The sequence below is a fragment of the Enterobacter sp. EGD-HP1 genome (assembly GCF_000733275.2).
GTDB lineage: Bacteria > Pseudomonadota > Gammaproteobacteria > Enterobacterales > Enterobacteriaceae > Enterobacter.
Genome location: NZ_AVOP01000010.1, coordinates 37,965 through 58,228 on the forward strand (window position 1 = coordinate 37,965; position 20,264 = coordinate 58,228).

Sequence of the window (20,264 nt, forward strand, 5' to 3'; positions counted from 1 at the left end):
ATCGCATCAGGGTATCGCAAGCGGGTTTTTAGTTCAGCACAAACTTCTCAATGGCGTAAGCCACGCCGTCTTCGAGGTTGGATTTGGTCACAAAATTAGCCACTTCTTTCACCGACGGGATCGCGTTATCCATCGCCACGCCCATGCCTGCGAACTCAATCATCGCGATGTCATTTTCCTGGTCGCCCAGCGCCATGATCTCTTCCGGCTTGATACCCAGCGCATCGGCCAGTGATTTCACGCCGGTGCCTTTATTGACGCGTTTATCGAGAATTTCGAGGAAGTACGGCGCACTTTTCAGCACGGTGTACTTCTCTTTTACCTCCGCCGGAATGCGCGCAATCGCTTTATCCAGGATCTCCGGCTCGTCGATCATCATCACTTTCAGGAACTGTGTCGCCGGGTCCATTTTCTCCGCTTCACAGAACACCAGCGGAATGGTCGCAACGTAGGATTCATGCACCGTGTAGTAGCTGATATCACGGTTGGCGGTGTAGAGCGTATTGCGATCGAGCGCGTGGAAATGGGACCCCACGTCGCGGGACAGTTTTTCCAGGAACAGGTAGTCATCGTAGCTCAGCGCGGTTTGCGCAACCGTACTGCCATCTGCGGCTTTCTGCACCAGCGCGCCGTTATAGGTGATGCAGTAGTCGCCCGGTTGATTCATGTGCAGCTCTTTCAGATAGCTGTGTACGCCCGCATACGGACGCCCCGTGGTCAGGACCACATTCACGCCCTTTGCGCGCGCCGCGGCGATCGCATTCTTAACGGCTGGAGAGATGGTGTGGTCTGGCAGCAGCAGCGTGCCGTCCATATCGATTGCAATGAGTTTGATAGCCATGAGTTCCCCGGAATAAATGAGTGCTGCCTCATGCTAACGCGATTAAGCACACAAAAATAGAGCTATATTGCGCAACAGGAATGCCCCTTTTACGCTTATCCCGGGGAACAAAGGCTTACTCGCGGGTGAGCACAATTTTACCGAACGCGCCGCGATCGAGGTGTTCAAACGCCTTTTCAAGCTCGTTAAAACGGTAGCGATGCTCAATAACCGGCTTCAGACCCGTGACGTCAACTGCGCGGACAAAATCTTCCAGCGCCCGGCGATGCCCCACGCCAATCCCCTGAATGACGGGTGATTTCAGCAGCAGTTCGCCAGCAGAGAGCGTAATCTCCGTCCCGGCCAGCACGCCAATGACGGAGATACGTCCGTGAACGGCAACGGCGCGCAGGGAATGCTTCAGGTTATCTCCACCGACGGTTTCAATAATATGGTCAATGCCGCGATCCTGCGTGAGCGCCAGCGTATTTTCCGCCCAGTCGCCTTTCAGACGGTTGATGCCCTGGCTGGCTCCCAGCTTTTTGGCCAGCGCCAGTTTTTCATCACTCCCCGAGGTGACAAAAACCTCCGCACCGTGGGCTTTTGCAATTTGCAGGGCGAAAATCGCCACGCCGCCCGTGCCCTGTACCAGCACCGATTGTCCGGCGCGCAGCTGGCCGCGTTCCACCAGCGCAAACCAGGCGGTAAGCCCTGCGCAGGGTAAGGTACTTGCCTCGGCGTCATCCAGGGTTTCCGGCGATGCCGCCAGCGCGTCTTCATTTACAATCACATACTCGGACAGCATGCCCTGGAAGTATCCGCCGGACGTTTTATAGGGCAGATTACGCGCGTCCGCCTGCGGCTTACCGTCGATCCACTCAGGGAAGAAGGTTGAGATGACGCGTGCGCCGGGCTTGAAACGCGTAACGCCTTCACCAATGCTGTCCACCACGCCCGCCATGTCAGACGCCGGGGTAAACGGGAAGGAAAGCGGGATCGGCATGGTACCTTCAACAACCATTTTATCGCGATAGTTAAGCGCAACGGCATTCACCCGCACGCGCACTTCACCCGGGCCTGGCTGTGGAACGGGTGTCTGAGTCAGCTTGAGGTTCTCGCGCCCGAGGGCGTCCATGGACCAGCGTTGCATTGTCTCTGTCATTTTATTTCTCCTGCCATCAGATGAGCTTTAGTCCTGACAGTCTACCGTTGACTAAGCGTCGCCAGTGGCGATAAGTTTTCTCTTTATTGACGCCAGAATAGATACAATCCATGACCGATACGCTGAAGGATATTCCTGTTTTTGTGGCCGCCGTTGAGGCGGGAAGTTTTGCTCAGGCCGCCATCCGTCTGCATTTGTCACGCTCGGCGGTTGGAAAAAGCATTGCCCGCCTTGAAGAGCGGCTGGGGGTACGTCTTTTTCAACGCACCACCCGCAGCCAGAGTCTGACCGATAACGGCGCCCTTTTTTATGAACGCTGCCTGCGCGCGCTGGAGGAGATTCGGGGTGCGGAATCGCTGCTTGAAACCGGGAAACAGCAGGTCAGCGGCCGCCTGCGCGTTGCCATGCCGGTGCTGTTTGGTCGCCAGTGTGTCGCCCCGCTGCTGATAGCGCTGGCGCAGGAACACCCCGGGCTTGAACTGGAAATGTCATTCAGCGACCGCGTGGTGGATCTGGTCGAGGAAGGGTTTGATATGGCGGTGCGTAACGGCACGCTTCAGGACAGCAGCGTGCTGGTCGCCAGAAAGCTGGGAGAACACCGCATGGTGTTGTGCGCCGCGCCGGAGTATCTGCAGAAGAAAGGCCAGCCACAAAGCGTTAATGATTTACCCCAGCATACGGCCATTAACTATTTGAGCGCAGGCAGAGTATTGTCCTGGCAGCTGATGGATAACGAAGGAACGTCGCACACCTTTACGCCCCGATCGTCGCTCAATATGGATGATTTGCAGGCGATCTGCGACGCTGCGCTGGCCGGACACGGCATTGCATGGCTGCCCTGCTGGATGGTCGTCAACGATATTCACCAGGGTAAACTCGTCCCGCTCCTGAAGCAGGCACCGGATGTGCATTTCAACGTTCATGCCGTATGGCAGCAGACGCCGCATCTGCCGCTGAGGGTAAGAATAGCGATAGATACGCTGGCGAGCCGTTTACCGTCAATGCTGTCGCTGGATATGCCTGCGCCCACAAAAAAGCCGCGCTAAAAGCGCGGCCAGTTTTCGAGCGGTATAACGACGATTAAATATCGATATTTGCCGCTTTCAGGGCGTTCTCTTCGATGAAGGCACGACGTGGTTCAACCGCATCGCCCATCAGGGTCGTGAACAGCTGGTCCGCAGCAATTGCGTCCTTAACGGTGACGCGCAGCATGCGGCGGCTTTCCGGATCCATGGTGGTTTCCCACAGCTGGTCCGGGTTCATTTCGCCCAGACCTTTATAGCGCTGGATCGCGAGGCCACGACGGGACTCTTTCACCAGCCAGTCAAGCGCCTGCTCGAAGCTGGCTACCGGCTGACGACGTTCGCCACGTTCGATGAACGCATCGTCTTCGATCAGCCCGCGCAGCGTCTCGCCGAGCGAGCAGATACGACGGTATTCCGGCCCGGTCACAAACTCGTGCTCCAGCGGGTAGTCGGTATCCACGCCGTGGGTACGCACGCGAATAATAGGCTCGAACTGCTTATCGGCGTTCTGCTGGATATCACATTTCCACATGCTGCCGTGCTGCTCTTTCTCGTTGAGATCGGTCACCAGGGCGTTCACCCAGCGGGTCACGGTCTGCTCGTCGCTCAGATCGGCTTCGGTCAGGGTCGGCTGATAAACCAGCTCCTTCAGCAGCGTTTTCGGATAACGTCGTTCCATACGCGTGATCATTTTCTGAGTCGCGTTGAACTCGGACACCAGACGCTCCAGCGGCTCACCGGCCAGTGCAGGGGCGTGCGAGTTCGCGTGCAGGGTCGCGCCATCAAGGGCGATTGCGATTTGGTACTGATCCATCGCTTCGTCGTCTTTGATGTACTGTTCCTGCTTGCCTTTCTTCACTTTGTACAGCGGCGGCTGTGCAATGTAGACGTGGCCACGCTCAACGATTTCAGGCATCTGACGATAGAAGAAGGTCAACAGCAGCGTACGGATGTGCGAGCCGTCGACGTCCGCATCGGTCATGATGATGATGCTGTGGTAGCGCAGTTTGTCCGGGTTGTACTCGTCGCGACCAATGCCGCAGCCGAGCGCGGTGATGAGCGTCGCCACTTCCTGAGAAGAGAGCATCTTGTCGAAACGGGCTTTCTCAACGTTGAGGATTTTACCCTTCAGCGGCAGGATAGCCTGGTTCTTACGGTTACGGCCCTGCTTCGCAGAACCGCCCGCGGAGTCCCCTTCCACGAGGTACAGTTCGGACAGCGCCGGGTCGCGTTCCTGGCAGTCAGCCAGTTTGCCCGGCAGGCCTGCGAGATCCAGCGCGCCTTTACGACGGGTCATTTCACGGGCTTTACGCGCCGCTTCACGGGCACGCGCCGCATCAATAATTTTGCCCACCACGATTTTCGCGTCGGACGGGTTTTCCAGCAGGTATTCGCTCAGCAGTTCGTTCATCTGCTGTTCAACCGCCGATTTCACCTCGGAAGAAACCAGCTTGTCTTTGGTCTGTGAGGAGAACTTCGGATCCGGCACCTTCACGGAGACAACGGCAATCAGGCCTTCACGGGCGTCGTCACCGGTGGCGCTGACTTTCGCTTTCTTGCTGTAGCCTTCTTTGTCCATGTAGGCGTTCAGGGTACGGGTCATCGCCGCACGGAAGCCTGCAAGGTGCGTACCGCCGTCACGCTGTGGAATGTTGTTGGTGAAGCAGTAGATGTTTTCCTGGAAACCGTCGTTCCACTGCAGCGCCACTTCCACGCCGATACCGTCTTTTTCAGTGGAGAAGTAGAAGATATTCGGGTGAATTGGCGTTTTGTTCTTGTTCAGATACTCAACGAACGCTTTGATGCCACCTTCGTAATGGAAGTGGTCTTCTTTGCCGTCACGCTTGTCGCGCAGGCGAATAGAGACGCCGGAGTTCAGGAACGACAGTTCACGCAGGCGTTTCGCCAGGATGTCGTACTCGAATTCGGTGACGTTGGTGAAGGTTTCGAGGCTCGGCCAGAAACGCACCATGGTACCGGTTTTGTCGGTATCGCCGGTGACGGCCAGCGGGGCCTGCGGCACGCCGTGAGTATACAGCTGACGGTGAACTTTGCCTTCGCGCTGAATAACCAGCTCCAGCTTCTGCGACAGGGCGTTAACCACGGAGACACCTACGCCGTGCAGGCCGCCGGAAACTTTATAGGAGTTATCGTCGAATTTACCGCCTGCGTGCAGGACGGTCATGATCACTTCCGCAGCAGATACACCCTCTTCCGGGTGAATACCGGTTGGGATGCCACGACCATCATCGGTGACGGAGACGGAGTTGTCCGCATGGATGGTGACCACGATGTCTTTACAGTGACCCGCGAGCGCTTCGTCGATAGCGTTATCTACCACCTCGAATACCATGTGGTGCAGACCGGTGCCGTCATCCGTGTCGCCAATATACATACCCGGGCGCTTACGCACCGCATCCAGCCCTTTCAGGACTTTGATACTGGAGGAGTCATAAGAATTCGACATCAACGTTTCTCGCTCATTTCAACTTGGGTTAATCCGTTATTTTACCCTTTTCCACGGTAAACATCTTCGAATTTTCGTCCGACATGTCTATAACGTGTTCAGCGCTAATGGCGCTGACGAAAACCTGCGACTGCGTGGCTTTTAAGCGGCTGGCAAGCAGCCCGCGCCGCGCGTCGTCAAGTTCCGAGGCAAAATCATCTATCAGGTACAGGCAGCGTCTTCCGCTCTCGCGGGTGAGAAACTCTCCCTGTGCCAGGCGCAGCGCACACATCAGGAGCTTGAGCTGCCCGCGCGACAGCGTGTCTTCCACCGGTGCACCGTCAGCACGAATGCGGAAATCCGCCTTGTGCGGACCGTGTGCGGTGTAGGTCAACATGCGGTCGCGCTCGAAGCTTCTCTCTAACACCTCGGCATAATCCGTCTCTTTCTCCCAGCCGCGCTGGAAGGAGAAGGTGAGAGAGAATTCGGGTAAAAACTGTTTGCAGGTGTCGGCCATGTCTTCGGCGATACCTGCGCTGTATTCGGCACGCCAGCGGCTGATTTGTTCCGCGAGAGGGATTAACTCCATGTCCCACGGACGCAGCTGGGCGTAACGTGTCACCTGGCGCAGTGCAGCGTTACGCTGCTTGAGCAGACGCTTCAGGTTGCTCCAGGCGTTAAAGAAACCGGCTTCGTTGTGAAAGCATCCCCAGTCGAGGAACGCTCTTCTGTATTTGGGGCCGCCGTTGAGTAAAGTAAACCCCTCCGGCGTAATCAGCTGCATTGGCATCAGCAGCGCCAGCTCCGCCACCTTATGGCCGTCGGTGCCGTCGATACGCACCTTGCTGTCGCCCTGCTTGTCTTTGGTCAGGCCAATGGCGGTTTCCCGCTCTGCGCCCTGCAAACGTCCGTGCAGAACAAAAGATTCCTGCTCGTGGCGAATGACGCGACCAATCTGCAAACTGCGAAACGCCCGGCCGTGGCCGAGCGTATAGATGGCTTCCAGCACGCTGGTTTTGCCGCTGCCGTTTGCGCCAACCAGGAAGTTAAAGCCAGGGGATAAAGCGAGATCCGCGCTTTCGATATTGCGAAAGTCGCGGATCAACAGACGGGTGAGCGACATTACAGTCTCATTGGCATGACAACATAGGCAGCCGACTGTGATGCGGCATCTTCAATCTGTACGCTTGAAACGGAGTCGGTAAGCAGGATACGCACGTTCTCGCATTTCAGCGCGTTCAGCACATCCAGCACGTAGCTGACGTTAAAGCCGATTTCCATCTCAGCCCCGGCATAGGTGACGTCCAGAATCTCTTCTGCTTCTTCCTGCTCCGGGTTGTTAGCGGTGATTTTGATCTGGTTTTCACTCACGTACAGGCGCACGCCGCGGAATTTCTCGTTAGAGAGAATAGCCGCACGGGCAAAGGCCTGCTTGAGGCTATCGCAGCCTGCTTCCAGCGTTTTGTCCGGATTCTTCGGCAAAACGCGGCGATAATCCGGGAAACGACCGTCAACCAGCTTAGACGTGAAGACAAAATCCCCCACGTGTGCGCGGATGTTGTTGCTGCCGATCTGCACGCGCAGCGGCGTGTCGCCACCGTCGAGCATACGCATCAGCTCAATCACCCCTTTACGCGGTACGATCACCGAATGGTTTGGCAGTGAATCGCCAATCGGCATAGAACAGACCGCCAGACGGTGGCCGTCGGTGGCTACGGTACGCAACTCTTCACCTTCGGTTTCGAACAGCATGCCGTTTAAGTAGTAACGGACGTCCTGATGCGCCATGGAGAACTGCGTGGCTTCGATCAGACGCTTCATCGTCGCCTGCGGCAGGGTAAATTCAACTTCACTCTGCCAGTCGTCCAGATTCGGGAAGTCCGCAGCAGGCAGCGTGGAGAGCGAGAAACGGCTGCGGCCAGAGCGCACCAGCATACGGTCGCCTTCCAGCTGCACGGCAATTTCAGCGCCTTCCGGCAGCCCGCGGCAGATGTCAAAGAATTTACGTGCCGGAACCGTGGTCGCGCCCGCGTCGTGCGGCTGCGTCAGCGTAACGCGCGCGATCATTTCCATTTCCAGATCTGTACCGGTCAGCGACAGCGTACCGTCCGCGACCTGAAGCAGCAGGTTTCCGAGAATAGGCAGCGTTGGGCGGCCGCCTAATGGGCCACTCACCTGTTGCAGCGGTTTTAATAAATGTTCACGTTCAACGGTAAATTTCATAGCGTCACGATGATAATGTTCTGATTAGATTGGAAAAATCTTCTTTTATGTCGTGGCTTTCTTCGCGTAACTGCTCAATCTTACGACAAGCGTGCAGCACGGTCGTATGGTCACGGCCACCAAACGCGTCCCCGATTTCCGGCAGACTGTGGTTGGTTAACTCCTTTGCCAGCGCCATCGCCATCTGACGCGGTCGCGCCACCGAGCGGGAACGACGTTTAGACAGTAAATCTGCCACTTTGATCTTGTAGTACTCAGCCACCGTCTTTTGAATATTGTCGATAGTGACCAGTTTTTCCTGCAATGCCAGCAAATCACGCAGCGCTTCACGCACAAAATCGATGGTGATCGCACGACCGGTAAAGTTGGCATTGGCGATAACGCGGTTCAGTGCCCCTTCGAGCTCACGCACGTTGGAGCGCAGACGCTTGGCAATGAAGAACGCCACTTCACCCGGCAGGCGAATGTCGTTTTCATCGGCTTTCTTCATCAGGATCGCAACGCGGGTTTCCAGCTCCGGTGGCTCGATCGCCACGGTCAGGCCCCAGCCGAAGCGGGATTTCAGACGATCTTCAACGCCGTTGATCTCTTTTGGATAACGATCCGAGGTCAAAATGATCTGCTGATTACCTTCCAGCAGGGCATTGAAGGTGTGGAAAAACTCTTCCTGCGATCGTTCTTTATTGGCAAAGAACTGAATGTCATCGATCAGCAGGGCGTCAACGGAACGATAGTAGCGTTTAAACTCTTCGATCGCATTGTTTTGCAGGGCTTTTACCATGTCCTGAACGAAGCGCTCGGAGTGCATATACACCACTTTGGCATTGGGCTTGCGCGCCATAATGCCGTTACCCACCGCATGCAGCAGGTGCGTTTTACCCAGACCCGTGCCACCATAAAGGAACAGCGGGTTGTAGGCCCCACCAGGGTTGTCAGCAACCTGGCGAGCCGCCGCGCGCGCCAGCTGGTTCGACTTACCTTCAACGAAGTTATCAAACGTGTGTTTCACGTTAACGTTAGAGCGGTAGGTTGGCTCAGCCGGTGCAGGAACATTATCCCAGCCCTGACGAGCGGGTGCGACGCGAGGGGCCGGTGCGGGCGCGGCCTGAGCAGGCGCTGCGACGTTCACGGTTTCACGAACGGTTTGGGTAACCGGCTTTGTGCCCACTTCAAAGCGCAGCTGCGGGGCATCTGACCCGCAGAAATCGTTCAGCAGTCCATTGATGTTATTAAGGTACTTGTCCCTTACCCAATCGAGCACAAAACGGTTTGGCGCATACAAAGCCAGCGTGTTATCGCTCAGTTCCGCCTGCAACGGGCGGATCCACATACTGAATTCTGTGGCTGGTAACTCATCCTGCAATCGGGCAAGACACTGCTGCCAAAGCGAAAGTGACACGGCGGACTCCACTCGAACAATAAAAGAAAACTATTGAATATTCATGATTGTTGGCGCACATCGACATGACCCTGTGTAAAGGGGGACGTGCGAATTGCTATCTGCAATTTATCCTGACCAGGATCCTGGGATCCCGATCGGGACCGCGGATCATAGCCTAAACTGAGCCAGAGATCTTCTGTTTCTCACAGATTCTTCCCGATTTATCCACAGGAAGATCCGAAACCGGGTAAGTGTAAACGATCCTGGCGCGAGTGCCCCGCGATTTAGTCCGCATATTGGAAAAATTAATGAGCACAGACAATTTATTGCTTAAATGATCTAACGAAGATCCGGGACGATCCTTGCGCTTTATCGTTGAGCCCGTATAATCCTCGACCCGGCGCGTGATGCTCATCTTCCTGCGTCGTCCGTTGCTCATTTTCCACGCGAAAACGTGCGGAAATACGCGGGAAATAAGGAAAGAGAATTGACTCCGGAGTGTACAATTATTACAATCCGGCCTCTTTAATCACCCACGCTGAGGCGTTAGTCGTTCGAAACTCGTTCGGGTATACGCAAAAGTCAGTGAATTTATTCAAGTTTAGGTAGAAATCGCCATGAAACGCACTTTTCAACCGTCTGTACTGAAGCGCAACCGTTCTCACGGCTTCCGTGCTCGTATGGCTACTAAAAATGGTCGTCAGGTTCTGGCACGTCGTCGTGCTAAAGGCCGCGCTCGTCTGACCGTTTCCAAGTAATAAAGCTAACCCCTGAGTGGTTAAGCTAGCATTTCCCAGGGAGTTACGTTTGTTAACTCCCGCTCATTTCACTTTCGTCTTCCAGCAGCCACTACGGGCTGGCACGCCGCAAATCACCATCCTCGGCCGCCAAAATTCGCTGGGGCATCCCCGCATCGGTCTCACAGTCGCCAAGAAAAATGTTAAGCGTGCGCATGAACGCAATCGGATTAAACGTCTGACGCGTGAAAGCTTCCGTTTACGTCAGCACGAACTGCCTTCAATGGATTTCGTGGTGGTGGCGAAGAAAGGGGTTGCCGACCTCGATAACCGTGCTCTCTCGGAAGCGTTGGAAAAATTATGGCGCCGCCACTGTCGCCTGGCTCACGGGTCCTGATAGCCCTCATTCGGGTCTATCAACGCCTGATTAGTCCGCTACTCGGGCCGCACTGCCGTTTCACACCAACATGCTCAAGCTACGGAATTGAGGCATTGCGCAGGTTTGGAGTGATAAAAGGCAGTTGGTTGACGGTGAAACGCGTATTAAAATGCCACCCTTTACACCCAGGTGGAGACGACCCCGTCCCCCCAGGACCCTTTGATACCAGAGAACACTAACGATGGATTCGCAACGCAATCTTCTTATCATCGCTTTGTTGTTCGTGTCTTTCATGATCTGGCAGGCATGGGAGCAGGATAAAAATCCTCAACCCCAGCAGCAGACCACGCAGACGACGAACAGCCAGGGGAGTGCCGCCGACCAGGGCGTACCGGCCAGTGGCCAGGGGAAACAGATTACGGTTAAGACCGATGTGCTTGAGCTGACAATCAACACCCGTGGTGGTGATGTTGAGCAGGCGCTGCTGTTGACCTACCCGAAAGAGCTGAAGTCTACCGAACCGTTCCAGTTACTGGAAACCACGCCTGAGTTTATCTACCAGGCGCAGAGCGGCCTGACCGGTCGTGATGGCCCGGATAACCCGGCTAACGGTGCGCGTCCACTGTATACCGTCGAGAACGACACCTTTGTACTGGCTGATGGTCAGAACGAACTCGCGATCCCGATGACGTATACCGACGCCGCAGGCAACACCTTCACCAAAACCTTCACCCTGAAACGCGGTGAATATGCGGTGAACGTGGGCTATAGCGTACAGAACGCCGGCGAGAAACCGCTGGAAATCTCTACCTTTGGTCAGCTGAAGCAGTCCATCAATCTGCCGTCTCACCGTGACACCGGAAGCAGCAACTTTGCGCTGCATACCTTCCGTGGCGCGGCGTACTCCACGCCAGACGCGAAGTATGAGAAATACAAATTCGACACCATTGCCGATAACGAAAACCTGAACGTCAGCTCCAAAGGCGGTTGGGTAGCAATGCTGCAACAGTATTTCGCGACTGCATGGATCCCAAATAACGACGGTACCAATAACTTCTACACCGCGAACCTGGGTAACGGTATTGCAGCCATCGGGTACAAATCACAGCCGGTTCTGGTTCAGCCGGGTCAAACCGGTAAGCTGGCAAGCACCCTGTGGGTCGGCCCGGAAATCCAGGACAAAATGGCCGCTGTTGCGCCGCACCTGGATCTGACCGTTGATTACGGCTGGTTGTGGTTCATCTCTCAGCCGCTGTTTAAGCTGCTGAAGTTCATCCACAGCTTCCTGGGTAACTGGGGCTTCTCCATCATCGTTATCACCTTCATCGTTCGTGGCATCATGTACCCGCTGACTAAAGCGCAGTACACCTCCATGGCGAAGATGCGCATGCTGCAGCCGAAGATTCAGGCAATGCGTGAGCGTCTGGGCGATGACAAACAGCGTCAGAGCCAGGAAATGATGGCCCTGTATAAAGCAGAGAAAGTGAACCCGCTGGGTGGCTGCTTCCCGCTGCTGATTCAGATGCCAATCTTCCTTGCGCTGTACTACATGCTGATGGGCTCCGTTGAACTGCGCCACGCGCCGTTCGCCCTGTGGATCCATGACCTGTCCGCACAGGACCCGTACTACATCCTGCCGATCCTGATGGGCGTGACGATGTTCTTCATCCAGAAGATGTCGCCGACCACCGTGACCGACCCGATGCAGCAGAAGATCATGACCTTTATGCCGGTCATCTTCACGGTGTTCTTCCTGTGGTTCCCGTCAGGTCTGGTGCTGTACTATATCGTCAGCAACCTGGTGACCATCATCCAGCAGCAGCTGATTTACCGTGGTCTGGAAAAACGTGGCCTGCATAGCCGCGAAAAGAAAAAGTCCTGATTCGGTAAGTTAACGCTAAAATAAGGGCGGTCGATTGACCGCCTTTTTTATTTGTATTGAACGAGAGCAACCATGAGCCATAACGACACTATCGTCGCCCAGGCAACCCCACCGGGACGCGGTGGTGTAGGCATTCTGCGCATCTCCGGCCTGAAGGCGCGCGAGGTGGCCGAAGCGGTGCTGGGTAAACTGCCAAAGCCGCGCTACGCTGATTACCTGCCGTTTAAAGACACCGACGGCACGCCGCTGGACCAGGGCATTGCGCTGTGGTTCCCCGGCCCGAACTCCTTTACCGGCGAAGACGTGCTGGAGCTGCAGGGCCACGGCGGCCCGGTTATCCTCGACCTGCTGTTAAAACGTATTCTGACCCTGCCTGGACTGCGCATTGCGAAGCCGGGCGAGTTCTCCGAGCGTGCCTTCCTCAACGACAAGCTCGACCTGGCGCAGGCTGAGGCGATTGCAGACCTGATCGACGCCAGCTCGGAACAGGCGGCCCGCTCCGCCCTGAACTCGTTGCAGGGCGCATTCTCCGCACGTGTGAATCACCTTGTGGAAGCACTTACTCACCTTAGGATCTACGTGGAAGCGGCTATCGACTTCCCGGATGAGGAGATCGATTTCCTCTCTGACGGTAAAATCGAAGCGCAGCTCAACCAGGTGATGAACGATCTCGACGCCGTGCGTGCCGAAGCGCGTCAGGGCAGCCTGCTGCGCGAAGGGATGAAAGTGGTGATTGCCGGACGCCCTAACGCCGGGAAATCGAGCCTGCTGAACGCCCTGGCGGGCCGTGAAGCGGCCATCGTGACCGACATTGCCGGTACCACCCGCGACGTGCTGCGCGAGCATATCCACATCGACGGAATGCCGCTGCATATTATCGACACAGCAGGCCTGCGCGACGCCAGCGACGAGGTGGAACGCATCGGTATCGAACGCGCCTGGCAGGAGATTGAGCAGGCCGACCGCGTGCTGTTTATGGTGGACGGCACCACGACCGATGCCGTTGATCCGGCAGAGATCTGGCCGGACTTTATCGCCCGCCTGCCGACTAAGCTGCCAATCACCGTGGTACGTAACAAAGCGGACGTCACCGGCGAAACGCTGGGCATCAGCGATGTGAACGGTCACTCACTGATTCGCCTGTCGGCGCGTACCGGTGAAGGCGTTGACGACCTGCGTAACCATCTCAAGCAGAGCATGGGTTTTGACACCAGCATGGAGGGCGGCTTCCTGGCGCGTCGTCGTCACCTGCAGGCGCTGGAAGAGGCGGCGAACCACCTTGTTCAGGGTAAAGCGCAGCTGATCGGCGCGTGGGCGGGCGAGCTGCTGGCGGAAGAGCTGCGTCTGGCGCAGCAGAATCTGAGCGAGATCACCGGAGAGTTTACGTCGGACGATCTGCTGGGACGGATCTTCTCGAGCTTCTGTATTGGTAAGTAACCCCCCTGATTGGTGGTGATTTCCTCCTGGGAAATCACCATTGTCCAAATGGCAACTCGCTTAATCCCCCCATGCCCCCTACCCTGCATGCCTGCATCTATGGGGGGTTTATGGCGCGTTTTCTGTTTTGTAGTTTCGCATTAGTTCTGCTTTATCCGTCCGGCATTGATATGTATCTGGTGGGATTACCGCACATCGCGCGCGATCTGGGTGCCAGCGAAGCGCAGCTGCACATCGCGTTTTCGGCCTACCTCGCGGGGATGGCGTCGTCGATGGTGTTTGCCGGGAAGATCGCGGATAAGGCAGGCCGTCAGCCTGTCGCCATAACCGGCGCCATCATTTTTGCCCTGGCCTCTCTTCTCTGTTCACAGGCGCAGAACAGCGCCTTGTTCCTGACTGGACGGTTTATCCAGGGCATTGGCGCCGGTGGCTGCTACGTCGTCGCGTTTGCCATTTTGCGCGACACCTTAAGCGCCCAGCGTCGCGCTAAGGTACTTTCGATGCTGAACGGTATTACCTGCATCATCCCGGTGCTGGCCCCGGTCGTGGGGTATCTGATCATGCTGAAATTCCCGTGGCAGAGCCTGTTCTGGACCATGGCGGCGATGGGCGCGCTGGTGTTTGTCCTGTCCATCACCGTGCTGAAAGAGACCCACCCGGGCTCGCAGAATACCGGTCATACCCCAACGATTCACCCGGCCGAGAAGCTGCTTAACCGCTTTTTCCTCAGTCGTCTGGCCGTGACCACGTTAAGCGTGGCGGTGATCCTGACCTATGTAAACGTTTCCCCGGTTTTACTGATGGAAACCATGGGCTTCGATCGGGGTGAGTATTCGACGGTAATGGCGCTAACCGCCATGGTCAGTATGGCAGTCTCGTTTTCTACCCCGTTTGCGCTAAATGTGTTCAGCCAGCGCACGCTGATGCTGACCTCACAGGTTTTATTCCTCACGGCGGGCGTGCTCCTGGCGACCGCCAGCTCGCATGCGGTGATGCTGGTGGGTATTACCCTCATTTGTGCCGGGTTCTCGGTTGGCTTTGGCGTGGCGATGAGTCAGGCGCTTGGCCCCTTCTCGCTGCGGGCAGGCGTGGCAAGCTCGGTGCTGGGCATTGCGCAGGTCTGCGGCTCGTCACTGTGGATTTGGCTGGCGGCGGTCATCGGGCTTAACGCGCTGAATATGCTGATCGGGGTTCTGATTGGCTGTAGCATACTGTGCATTACCTTACTTACGGTCATCCGGCCCGCGGCGCATTATGAAGAAGCCCATCAGCAGTCTCGATCTTAACCTGTTGCTGTGCCTGCAGCTTTTGCTGCAGGAGCGCAGCGTTACCAAAGCCGCGAAGCGGATGAACGTGACGCCGTCAGCGGTGAGCAAATCGCTGGCCAAGCTGCGCGACTGGTTTGACGACCCGCTGTTTGTGAAAACGCCGCTAGGGCTGCTGCCCACCCCGCTGACGGTGAGCCTGGAACAGGATCTGGCCGACTGGATGCAAATCGGCAACCAGATCCTCGATAAATTTCACCATGATTCCCCAGGCGGGCTAACGTTCGTGCTGGCCGCCGAAACGCCATTGATGCTGATCCGGTTTAATACCCTGCTGGAGCAGGTGAACCAGCGCTATCCGCAGGCGACGGTGAAGATGCGTCACTGGGATTACGACTCGCTGGACGCCATTACGCGTGGAGAGGTGGATCTGGGATTCACCGGACGCGAAACACACCCGCGATCGCGTGAATTGCTGAAGCTAATGCCGTGGTTCATCGACTATGAGATCCTGTTCAGCGACCGTCCGTGCGTGTATCTGCGCGAGGATCACCCTGCGCTACAGGATGAATGGAACCTCGAGACCTTCCTGCGCTACCCGCATATCAGTATCTTCTGGGAACGTAGCGACACCTGGGCGCTGGATGAGGTGCTAAAGGAGATGGGGCGCGAGCGCAATATCGCCATGTGCCTGCCGGGGTTCGAACAGGCAATGTTTATGGCGGCGCAGCCCGGCCATAACTATATCGCCACGGCTCCGCACTACTGCCACCACTACAATGAACTCCACCAGCGGAAGCTGATCGCGCTTCCTATTCCCATTGACGAAGCGCAGGCTGAAAAGCTTACCGTTCCCTTCACGCTGATCTGGCATAAACGGAACAGCCATAATCCGAAAATCCTCTGGCTGCGGGAAACTATCAAGGCGCTGTACGGTGCCAGCGATCCAATTTTTGCCTAAGAAAATGTAAAGTTCGGTCCTAAGGCTTCTCTTACTCCCATTTACTGATTAAAACAGGAGTCAAGTTAAGCGATAATCATGTAACCGTTTAACCGATTACGACCATTATCAGGGAGCGAAAAATGGCTACGCACTTTGCAAGAGGGATACTTACGGAAGGACGTCTCGTATCGGCAAGAATTTCTTCAGCCTGTCACAGTGAAGCACTCACTCTCCCGGAACACCGGAGGACGCGGTTTTTAGCGTCCAGAGCGCTTCTCGCAGAACTGCTGTTTATGCTTTACGGCACCAGCGAGCTGCCGGACATCATTACCCAACCCGAAGGCCGCCCGGTCTTTGCCGACCCGGATCTCCCTCGTTTTTCGATTGCCTACACGGGCAATATCATTGGCGTCGCACTGACCACCGAAGGGGATTGTGGGCTCGATATGGAACTTCAGCGCGCGACGCGCAGCTTCCATGGCGGTAATGCGCATGAAGACTATCCGCTCTCCAGCAATGAGAAGCTGTGGGTCCGCAACCAGAACGATCCTGTCGAAGCCAGAGCCCAGCTCATTACCTTGCGCCAGAGCATTCGCAAGCTCTGTGGATGCGCCTCAGACGACGCCAGCCTGCTGCAGCTGCTGCCAGGCTCCGGACGTCTGCGTGCCACTCAGGCCACGCTGGTAGAGGCACTCAGTGACGCAGAGGATGTGCTCATCTGGTCCATTGCAGTTACCCCCGCCATCGAACGCATGAAAATCTGGGAATTTGACAGTCAACAGGGATGGCGTAGCCTTCCTGATGTGCCCGAGCGCGCCAACGAGCCCGCCGCACGTCTGATGCGTTTAACCAGTTTACCAGCAGAAAAAGCATTCACCCTTAGCTGATCCAATCAGGGTCATCATGATGAAACAGGAGTAATCATGTCTGATACGTTGAAAGTAGTTACGTTACTGGGAAGCCTGCGCAAAGGTTCATTTAACGGGATGGTTGCCCGCACGCTGCCACAGCTGGCACCGGCAGGAATGGAAATTAGCGCCCTGCCGTCTATTGGCGATATTCCGCTGTATGATGCGGATGTCCAGCAGGAAGAAGGGTTCCCGCAGAGCGTTGAGGCGCTGGCAGAGCAGATCCGCCAGGCCGACGGCGTGGTCATCGTCACGCCGGAGTATAACTACTCGGTGCCGGGTGGCCTGAAGAATGCCATCGACTGGCTGTCCCGTTTACCTGAGCAGCCGCTGTCAGGCAAACCGGTGCTGATCCAAACCAGCTCAATGGGCGCGATTGGCGGCGCGCGCTGCCAGTATCATCTTCGCCAGATCCTGGTGTTCCTGGATGCGATGGTCATGAACAAGCCGGAGTTTATGGGTGGTGTGATTCAGAACAAGGTCGACCCGCAAACGGGTGAAGTGGTGGATCAGAGCACGCGCGATCATCTGTCTGGCCAGCTGACGGCGTTTGGGGATTATATTAAGCGGGTTAAAGCCTGATAAAAAAAGCCCGGTGGCGCTAGCGCTTACCGGGCCTACACTCGTCAGTAGGTCAGGTAAGCGAAGCGCCACCTGACACCACAAACCGCACCTTAGTGCGCGTCAATAAACACAATCTTCAGCACAAACAGCAGCGCAACAACAATCACACATGGACTGAGGTCGCGGAAGCGGCCGGTACCGATCTTCATTATGCAGTAAGAGATAAAGCCCAGCGCGATACCTTCGGTAATCGAGAAGCTGAACGGCATCATCACGGCGGTAATAAACGCCGGCACCGCTTCGGTTAAATCATCCCACTTCACGCGTGACAGGCTGGAGGTCATCAGCACCCCCACATAGATCAGCGCGCCGGCTGCCGCATACGGTGGAACCATACCCGCCAGCGGAGAGAGGAAGATCACCAGCAGGAAGAGAATACCCACGACCACTGCCGTCAGGCCGGTACGGCCGCCCACGGACACGCCGGAAGAAGATTCAATGTACGCGGTAACGGACGAGGTTCCGATAAAAGCACCGGTCACAGAGGAGACGCTGTCCACAAACAGCGCCTGCTTCATGCGCGGGAATTTCCCTTTTTCATCCGCCAGACCCGCTTTGTCGGTCACGCCAATCAGCGTGCCGGAGGAGTCAAACAGGTTGACCAGCATGAAGGAGAAAATCACGCCCGCCAGGCCCAGGTTCAGGGAACCCGCCAGATCGACGTGACCAATCACGGTAGAAACGCTCGGTGGCGCGGAGACGATACCGTTATAGTGAACGTCGCCCAGCATCCAGCCCAGCAGCGTGGTCACCACGATGGAGACCAGCACCGCCGCGTGAATATTGCGAGAAGCCAGGATCGCGATGATAAAGAAGCCCAGCACGCCCAGCAGCACGTTATGAGAGGTCAGGTGACCGATGCTCACCAGCGTATCCGGGTTCGCCACGATAACGCCGGCGTTTTTCAGCCCCATCATACCGATGAACAGACCGATACCGCTGGTGATGCCCACGCGCAGGCTCACTGGAATGTTTGCAATCATCCAGTAACGCACGCGGAAAATGGTCAGCAGCAGCAGACCAACCGCGCCCCAGAAGATGGCGCCCATACCAACCTGCCACGGCAGACCCATCGCCTGAACGACCACGAACGCGAAGAACGCATTCAGGCCCATTGCCGGTGCCAGCGCAACCGGCAGGTTAGCGAACACGCCCATCAGAATGCTGCCAAGGGCCGCGATCAGACAGGTGGTCACAAAGACGGCGCTGGTATCCATGCCAGCAACGCCCAGAATTTGAGGGTTCACAAAAACGATATAGACCATCGTCAGGAAGGTGGTGAAACCAGCGATCACTTCGGTGCGTGCCGTTGTGCCGTGCTCGCGCAGTTTAAAAACGCGCTCAAGCAGACCCTGACCAGATGTCTGGGTAGTGTGTTGTTGACTCATCATCAATTTCCGAACAAGGAGGGAAAATTCGTCGCTATCCTATACCAAAATGCGACAATAGTGGCGGTTACGTGATACTTTTTTCATTGATTTTGCTTATACGGCAACGATTGCGTCCCGGTGAACTGCCGTACGTAAACGTTAAACTTGTTAAAAGGGAAAGGCATGTCCGGAATTGAAGCGGTATTTTTCGACTGCGACGGTACGCTGGTCGACAGTGAGGTCATTTGTTCCCGCGCGTATGTCACTATGTTCAAGGAATTTGGCATTACGCTGGAACTCGAAGAGGTGTTTAAGCGCTTTAAGGGCGTGAAGCTCTACGAGATCATCGACATCATTAACGAAGAACACGGTGTGGATCTGGCGAAAGCGGATCTGGAGCCAGTGTACCGCGCCGAGGTCGCACGCCTGTTTGATTCGGAGCTGGAGGTCATTCCGGGCGCAAACGCGCTGCTGGATGCGATGACGGTGCCTGTCTGCGTCGTCTCTAACGGCCCGGTTAGCAAAATGCAGCACTCGCTGGGCAAGCTTGAGATGTTGCACCATTTCCCGGAAAAACTGTTCAGCGGCTACGATATCCAGCGCTGGAAGCCAGACCCGGCGCTGATGTTCCATGCGGCAAAAGCGATGAACGTCAACGTAGAGAACTGCATTCTGGTGGATGACTCGTCTGCGGGCGCGCAGTCGGGGATTGATGCGGGGATGGAGGTGTTTTACTTCTGCGCCGATCCGCACAACAAGCCGATCGATCATCCCAACGTGACGACCTTTACCGATCTGGCACAGCTGCCGGAACTGTGGAAGGCGCGCGGGTGGGATATTACACGCTGAAAAAACAAAGCCGGATGGCGCTAACGCTTATCCGGCCTACAGGGCTCGTAGGGCGGGTAAGCGCTAGCGCCACCCGCCACAAACATCACTCTTTCGGATCTTTACCCGCCAGCAGCTTGTCCAGCTCATCGCCGCCCACGTGACGGAAGTCCTGCCCCTTCACGAAGTAAAAAATGTATTCGCAAATGTTCTGGCAGCGGTCGCCGATACGCTCGATGGAGCGCGCGCAGAACAGGGCAGTCAGTACGCTTGGGATGGTACGTGAATCTTCCATCATGTAGGTCATCAGCTGACGCACGATGCCTTCATACTCCTGGTCGACCTTCTTGTCTTCACGGTAAATACGCACCGCTTCGTCCAGATCCATACGCGCAAAGGCATCCAGCACGTCGTGCAGCATCTGCACGGTGTGGCGGCCAAGCGACTCCAGGCTCACCAGCAGCGGCTGGTGCTGCTGAGAGAACTTCTCCAGTGCGGTGCGGCAGATTTTATCCGCAACGTCACCAATACGCTCCAGTTCGGCGATGGTTTTGATGATCGCCATCACCAGACGCAGGTCGCTCGCCGTCGGCTGACGTTTCGCAATAATGCGCACGCAGGCCTCGTCGATAGCCACTTCCATCATGTTGACGTTTTTGTCGCCTTCAATGACGCGCTTCGCCAGCTCGCTGTCCTGGTTGTGCATTGCCGTAATCGCATCAGAAAGCTGCTGCTCAACCATGCCACCCATGGTCATCACCTGCGTGCGGATGCTTTCCAGCTCTGCGTTGAACTGGCCGGAAATGTGTTTATTAAGATTGAGGTTGTCCATGG

Annotated in this window: 19 protein-coding genes; 11 read left to right on the forward strand and 8 right to left on the reverse strand. The window is 56.2% G+C overall.

From position 1 onward, the window contains the following. Positions 1-28: 28 nt before the first annotated feature. Both yidA and N037_RS08485 read right to left on the reverse strand, forming a co-directional pair. The gene (yidA, locus tag N037_RS08480; protein ID WP_023333936.1) at positions 29-841 is read right to left on the reverse strand and encodes a sugar-phosphatase; all 813 of its coding nucleotides are present in this window, start codon (positions 839-841) and stop codon (positions 29-31) included. 115 nt (positions 842-956) lie between these two features. Continuing rightward, complete coding sequence (locus tag N037_RS08485) at positions 957-1,982, reverse strand: zinc-dependent alcohol dehydrogenase family protein (protein ID WP_032640296.1); 1,026 nt, start codon at positions 1,980-1,982, stop codon at positions 957-959. Between the two features lie 110 nt (positions 1,983-2,092). Between N037_RS08485 and N037_RS08490 the strand changes: the two genes are divergently transcribed. Next, a complete protein-coding gene (locus N037_RS08490) occupies positions 2,093-3,028 on the forward strand; it encodes a LysR family transcriptional regulator (protein ID WP_032640298.1) in 936 nt (311 codons plus the stop codon). 34 nt (positions 3,029-3,062) lie between these two features. Here the strand turns inward: N037_RS08490 and gyrB are convergent, their stop codons facing one another. From gyrB to dnaA, 4 genes are read right to left on the reverse strand one after another with little or no spacing between them, the layout of a single operon-like run. Next, on the reverse strand, positions 3,063-5,474 hold the full coding sequence (gene gyrB, locus N037_RS08495; protein WP_032640301.1) for a DNA topoisomerase (ATP-hydrolyzing) subunit B: 2,412 nt from the start codon (positions 5,472-5,474) through the stop codon (positions 3,063-3,065). A gap of 28 nt (positions 5,475-5,502) precedes the next feature. After that, positions 5,503-6,576 (reverse strand): DNA replication/repair protein RecF, encoded by a 1,074-nt coding sequence (recF, locus tag N037_RS08500; RefSeq protein WP_000060091.1) that lies wholly within the window; start codon positions 6,574-6,576, stop codon positions 5,503-5,505. Further along, the gene (dnaN, locus tag N037_RS08505) at positions 6,576-7,676 is read right to left on the reverse strand and encodes a DNA polymerase III subunit beta (protein ID WP_008500170.1); all 1,101 of its coding nucleotides are present in this window, start codon (positions 7,674-7,676) and stop codon (positions 6,576-6,578) included. The genes recF and dnaN overlap by 1 nt, the downstream gene beginning before the upstream one ends. 4 nt (positions 7,677-7,680) lie before the next feature. Further along, positions 7,681-9,075, reverse strand: coding sequence for a chromosomal replication initiator protein DnaA (dnaA, locus tag N037_RS08510; RefSeq protein WP_010426558.1), 1,395 nt, complete (start codon positions 9,073-9,075; stop codon positions 7,681-7,683). Positions 9,076-9,674: 599 nt separating this feature from the next. Between dnaA and rpmH the strand changes: the two genes are divergently transcribed. The 9 genes from rpmH (at position 9,675) to N037_RS08545 (ending at position 17,190) form a co-directional block, all read left to right on the forward strand. Next, entirely contained in the window at positions 9,675-9,815 is a 141-nt protein-coding gene (gene rpmH, locus N037_RS23710) for a 50S ribosomal protein L34 (RefSeq protein ID WP_000831330.1), read from the forward strand. Between the two features lie 16 nt (positions 9,816-9,831). After that, entirely contained in the window at positions 9,832-10,191 is a 360-nt protein-coding gene (gene rnpA / locus N037_RS08515) for a ribonuclease P protein component (RefSeq protein WP_032640303.1), read from the forward strand. Beyond that, positions 10,155-10,412 (forward strand): membrane protein insertion efficiency factor YidD, encoded by a 258-nt coding sequence (yidD, locus tag N037_RS23715; RefSeq protein WP_001307474.1) that lies wholly within the window; start codon positions 10,155-10,157, stop codon positions 10,410-10,412. The genes rnpA and yidD overlap by 37 nt, the downstream gene beginning before the upstream one ends. A 2-nt stretch (positions 10,413-10,414) precedes the next feature. Beyond that, positions 10,415-12,055 carry a membrane protein insertase YidC gene (yidC, locus tag N037_RS08520; protein WP_023333931.1) on the forward strand — a complete coding sequence of 547 codons (1,641 nt, stop codon included), beginning with the start codon at positions 10,415-10,417 and terminating at the stop codon, positions 12,053-12,055. Positions 12,056-12,127: 72 nt separating this feature from the next. Next, complete coding sequence (mnmE, locus tag N037_RS08525) at positions 12,128-13,492, forward strand: tRNA uridine-5-carboxymethylaminomethyl(34) synthesis GTPase MnmE (protein ID WP_032640306.1); 1,365 nt, start codon at positions 12,128-12,130, stop codon at positions 13,490-13,492. A gap of 110 nt (positions 13,493-13,602) precedes the next feature. Next, on the forward strand, positions 13,603-14,778 hold the full coding sequence (locus N037_RS08530; RefSeq protein ID WP_032640308.1) for an MFS transporter: 1,176 nt from the start codon (positions 13,603-13,605) through the stop codon (positions 14,776-14,778). Further along, positions 14,747-15,718 carry an HTH-type transcriptional regulator YidZ gene (yidZ, locus tag N037_RS08535; protein ID WP_023333928.1) on the forward strand — a complete coding sequence of 324 codons (972 nt, stop codon included), beginning with the start codon at positions 14,747-14,749 and terminating at the stop codon, positions 15,716-15,718. Before N037_RS08530 ends, yidZ begins: the two co-directional genes overlap by 32 nt. Before the next feature lie 122 nt (positions 15,719-15,840). Continuing rightward, positions 15,841-16,587 carry a 4'-phosphopantetheinyl transferase family protein gene (locus N037_RS08540; protein WP_023333927.1) on the forward strand — a complete coding sequence of 249 codons (747 nt, stop codon included), beginning with the start codon at positions 15,841-15,843 and terminating at the stop codon, positions 16,585-16,587. Between the two features lie 36 nt (positions 16,588-16,623). After that, a complete protein-coding gene (locus tag N037_RS08545; RefSeq protein ID WP_014833835.1) occupies positions 16,624-17,190 on the forward strand; it encodes an NADPH-dependent FMN reductase in 567 nt (188 codons plus the stop codon). Positions 17,191-17,282: 92 nt separating this feature from the next. Here N037_RS08545 and adeP read toward each other — a convergent pair whose 3' ends face one another. Then, entirely contained in the window at positions 17,283-18,620 is a 1,338-nt protein-coding gene (adeP, locus tag N037_RS08550) for an adenine permease AdeP (RefSeq protein ID WP_148243918.1), read from the reverse strand. A gap of 165 nt (positions 18,621-18,785) precedes the next feature. Between adeP and yieH the strand changes: the two genes are divergently transcribed. Continuing rightward, positions 18,786-19,451, forward strand: a complete 666-nt coding sequence (gene yieH, locus N037_RS08555) for a 6-phosphogluconate phosphatase (RefSeq protein ID WP_032640310.1) — start codon at positions 18,786-18,788, stop codon at positions 19,449-19,451. Positions 19,452-19,536: 85 nt separating this feature from the next. Here the strand turns inward: yieH and phoU are convergent, their stop codons facing one another. Beyond that, entirely contained in the window at positions 19,537-20,262 is a 726-nt protein-coding gene (gene phoU, locus N037_RS08560; protein ID WP_008500182.1) for a phosphate signaling complex protein PhoU, read from the reverse strand. Positions 20,263-20,264 lie beyond the last annotated feature (2 nt).